This is a genomic window from Nocardioides sp. (genome assembly GCF_036405735.1).
In the GTDB taxonomy this organism is placed as follows: Bacteria; Actinomycetota; Actinomycetes; order Propionibacteriales; family Nocardioidaceae; genus Nocardioides.
The window spans coordinates 1-3,942 of the sequence record NZ_DASWXC010000079.1 but is presented as its reverse complement, the minus strand read 5'-3'; the positions used below and the strand labels follow the sequence as shown (position 1 = coordinate 3,942).

At 73.1% G+C, this 3,942-nt stretch carries 5 protein-coding genes and 1 tRNA gene; all 6 read left to right on the top strand.

All coding sequences use genetic code 11. The features are described 5' to 3' along the window. A partial coding sequence (glp, locus tag VGE38_RS12835) for a molybdotransferase-like divisome protein Glp (protein WP_331142937.1) occupies window positions 1-1,051 on the top strand: 1,051 nt, incomplete at its 5' end. Between the two features lie 2 nt (window positions 1,052-1,053). Next, window positions 1,054-1,542 (top strand): cyclic pyranopterin monophosphate synthase MoaC, encoded by a 489-nt coding sequence (moaC, locus tag VGE38_RS12830; RefSeq protein WP_331142936.1) that lies wholly within the window; start codon window positions 1,054-1,056, stop codon window positions 1,540-1,542. Between the two features lie 2 nt (window positions 1,543-1,544). Beyond that, window positions 1,545-2,015, top strand: coding sequence for a MogA/MoaB family molybdenum cofactor biosynthesis protein (locus tag VGE38_RS12825; RefSeq protein ID WP_331142938.1), 471 nt, complete (start codon window positions 1,545-1,547; stop codon window positions 2,013-2,015). 22 nt (window positions 2,016-2,037) lie between these two features. Then, the gene (locus tag VGE38_RS12820) at window positions 2,038-2,637 is read left to right on the top strand and encodes a GNAT family N-acetyltransferase (RefSeq protein ID WP_331142935.1); all 600 of its coding nucleotides are present in this window, start codon (window positions 2,038-2,040) and stop codon (window positions 2,635-2,637) included. A gap of 61 nt (window positions 2,638-2,698) precedes the next feature. Further along, the gene (gene sepX / locus VGE38_RS12815) at window positions 2,699-3,571 is read left to right on the top strand and encodes a divisome protein SepX/GlpR (RefSeq protein ID WP_331142934.1); all 873 of its coding nucleotides are present in this window, start codon (window positions 2,699-2,701) and stop codon (window positions 3,569-3,571) included. A gap of 105 nt (window positions 3,572-3,676) precedes the next feature. Beyond that, a tRNA-Ala gene (locus VGE38_RS12810) sits at window positions 3,677-3,752 on the top strand. Window positions 3,753-3,942: the final 190 nt, after the last annotated feature.

Sequence of the window (3,942 nt, the reverse complement as noted above, 5' to 3'; positions counted from 1 at the left end):
CTACGCCGTACGTCACGAGGACGTCGCGACCGCCGGCGAGGACGCCCCGGTCCACCTGCCGGTGGTGGGCGAGATCGGGGCCGGCCAGGCACAGCTGCTCGCGATGTCGCCCGGCACGGCCGTCAAGATCATGACGGGTGCCCCGATGCCTGCCGGCGCGGACAGCGTGGTGCCCTACGAGTGGACCGACCGGGGCGTCGCGCGGGTGCGCATCGAGCGCGCCCCGTCACCCGGGCAGCACGTGCGGTCGGCAGGTGAGGACGTCTCGGCCGGCGATGTCGTGGTCTCCTACGGCACCGTGCTGGGCCCGCGCCACCTCGGTCTGCTCGCCTCCGTGGGCCGAGCCGCGGTCCGGGCGCGGCCGCGGCCCCGCGTCGTGGTGATCTCGACGGGGTCGGAGCTGCGCGAGCCGGGCGTCGAGCTCGGTCACGACTCGATCTACGACGGCAACTCCTTCCTGCTCGCCGCGGCCGCTCGGGCCGCCGGCGCGATCGCCTACCGGGTCGGCATCGTGCCCGACGAGCCGCGGGCCTTCCTCGACGCGCTCCACGACCAGCTGGTCCGCGCGGACATCGTCGTCACCAGCGGCGGGGTGTCGCAGGGCGACTTCGACGTCGTGAAGGAGGCGCTGCGCCCGCTCGGGACGGTGTGGTTCGGGGGCGTGGCGATGCAGCCCGGCAAGCCGCAGGGGTTCGGCCACGTCGGCGAGGACCGGACGCCGGTCTTCACGCTGCCGGGCAACCCGGTGTCGTCGTACATCTCCTTCCAGCAGTTCGTGCTGCCCGCGATCCGCAAGCTCATGGGCCGTACGCCGTACCTCCGCCCGACGGTCACGGCGCGGCTCACGCACGCGATCACGTCGCCGCTGGGCAAGCGCCAGTTCGTGCGTGCGGAGTGCGGCGGCGGATCGGTGACGCCCGTGGGCGGACACGGTTCCCACCTGATCGGCGATCTGGCATCGTCCGACGCACTGGTCGTGGTGCCGGAGGAGGTCGTCTCCCTCCAGGCGGGCGAGCAGGTCCAGGTCCTGAGGCTCGACGAGGAGTTCTGACGATGACACCGGCCGAGCGGCTCACGCACGTCGACGAGTCCGGGGCCGCCCGCATGGTCGACGTCTCCGGCAAGGAGGTCACCGCGCGGACGGCGAGCGCCTCGGGTCGGGTGCTGGTGTCGCCCGAGGTCGTCGCCCTGCTGCGCGGGGAGGGCGTGCCGAAGGGCGACGCGCTGGCCGTCGCCCGGATCGCCGGGATCATGGGCGCCAAGCGGACGCCCGACCTGGTCCCGCTGTGCCACCCGCTGGCGATCTCGGGGGTCACCGTCGACCTGGCGGTCGTCGACCATCCGCAGCCAGCCGTCGAGATCTCCGCGACCGTGCGCACCACGGACCGCACCGGCGTCGAGATGGAGGCGCTCACCGCCGTCTCGGTCGCGGCGCTCACGGTCGTCGACATGGTCAAGGCGGTCGACAAGGGCGCGGTGATCACCGACGTGCGCGTGGAGACCAAGACCGGGGGCAAGTCCGGCGACTGGAGCCGGGCGTGAGCATGCGCGCCGAGGTCGTCGTCGCCTCCAACCGCGCCGCCGCGGGCGTCTACGAGGACACCACCGGACCGCTGATCGTCGACGCGCTCCGTGAGCTCGGCTTCGCGGTCGACGCGCCGGTCGTCGTCCCCGACGGCGAGCCCGTCGGTGCCGCGATCGCCGCGGCCGCCGAGGGAGGTGCACGGGTCGTGCTCACCACCGGAGGCACCGGGCTCACGCCCACCGACCGGACACCTGAGGTGACGCGTCCGCTGCTCGACCGCGAGATCCCCGGCATCGCCGAGGCGATCCGCGCGTACGGCGTGGCGCAGGGCGTCCCGACCGCCATGCTGTCCCGGGGCCTGGCGGGCGTGGTCGGCAGCTGCCTGGTCGTCAACCTGCCCGGCTCGCGCGGGGGAGTGAAGGACGGGCTCGCCGTGCTGCGGCCGGTCCTGGTGCACGCGGCCGAGCAGGTCGTGGGGAGCGACCATTGAGGCGGAGCGTGGGGAGCGACCATTGAGCGGCTGGCCGGCCCGGCTCAGCTCTGAGGAGATCACCGTCCGGCCGCTCGCGGCCTCGGATGCGCGGGCCTGGCGAGACGCGCGGCGGCGCAACGTGGCGTGGCTGCGGCCGTGGGACGCCACCGTGCCCCCGGGGGCGGACTCCCGACCGACGACGTTCGGTCAGCTGGTCCGTCGTCTGCACCGGCAGGCCCGCGCCGGCACGACGTACCCGTTCGCGATCGAGGTCGACGGCCGGTTCGCCGGCCAGGTCACGGTCAACAACATCGTGCGCGGCTCCGCGCAGTTCGCCTCCGTCGGCTACTGGTTGGATCGCGAGTACGCCGGGCGCGGGGTGATGCCGCGGGCGGTGGCGATGGTCATCGACCACTGCTTCACCAGCGCCGGCCTGCACCGCATCGAGATCGCGATCCGTCCGGAGAACTCCAACTCCCTGCGCGTCGTGGAGAAGCTGGGCCTGCGCGAGGTCGGCTACGCCCCGAAGTTCCTGCACATCGACGGCGCCTGGCGGGACCACCGGCTCTACGCCGTGACCGCCGAGGAGTGTCCTGGCGGGCTGCTCGCCCGAGTCAAATCACATCAGTCACACGAGTGAATTTGCGACACACCTGTGGACATCCGAGGTGGGCTGCGCTATCGCTCCTACCCTCTGACCTGTGGACCCCAGCGCGCTGATCTTCGTCGCCCTCGCCGTGGCGTGGGCCGCCTACCTCGTCCCGATGGCGGTGCGGCGCCACGAGGATGCCGCGACCAGCCGATCGGTGGACCGCTTCTCCCACACCCTGCGCGTGCTGGCGCGCCGCGAGCCGGTGGACACGCGCAGCGCCCGGCTCGTGACGCCCGGCCGTCCCGCCGCCGAGGCCGCTCCGGTCGAGAAGCGTGCCGAGGCGAGGGCCGCGGCTCCGGCTCCGGTTGCGGCGCCCGTCCAGCTCTCCCCGGCGCAGCTGCGGGCCAAGCGGGCGGCCGCCAAGCGTGCCACCAAGCGCCGCCGCAACGTGCTCGCGCTGATCCTGGTCGCCACCCTCGCGGTGGTCGCGGTCACGGCCTTCAACGTCATCTCCTGGTGGTACGTCGCGATCCCGGTCGGCCTGCTGGTCGCCTGGCTGGTCGCCTGCCGGGTCATGGTCAAGGGCGAGCGCAAGGCGCTGGCGCCGACCGCCCGGATGCCGATCGAGGTGCCTGCCGAGCAGCCGGTCGAGGGAGAGCCCGCCGAGGCTCCTGCGGGCCGGATCCTGACCGACGACGGCGGTGACGCCGAGGTGGACCCGCTCGCCGACACCTCGGCCGGCATGGCCGCGATCGTCGACCCGGCGCTGTGGGACCCGGTGCCGGTCACGCTGCCGACGTACGTCAACAAGCCGGCCGCCGCGCGCCGCACGGTCCGCACCATCGCCCTCGACGACACCGGCGTGTGGACCTCGGGCCGCACGGACGCCGACGCCCAGCTGGCCCGCGAGGCCGACGAGGCCGAGCGCGCCGCCCGCCAGGCCCGCACCGACGGGGACGAGCACCGCGCCGTCGGCTCCTGACCGTTCGTCCGGGAGTCCTGCCGATCGAGTCGGGAGTTCTGGGAGCCGATTCGGTGCACCCGTGGGGCTGGTGCTAACGTTTCCCACCGCGTCGTACGACGCACTGGGGCTGTGGCGCAGTTGGTAGCGCGTCTCGTTCGCAATGAGAAGGTCAGGGGTTCGAATCCCCTCAGCTCCACCACACCCGCTGGTCAGAGGCCACGCGCGGATCCTGAACAAGGAGAAGCGCGTGGCAACTCAGCGAAAAGTCAGCACAAAGTCGGTCGGTTGGCGGGCCTCCTCGGGCCGTCTGGGCCACTCTCGGCCGGGCGCGGCAGGCCTGGCGCACCTAGTCGGTATGACGACCACAACACACCCCGAGACGGGGCTCG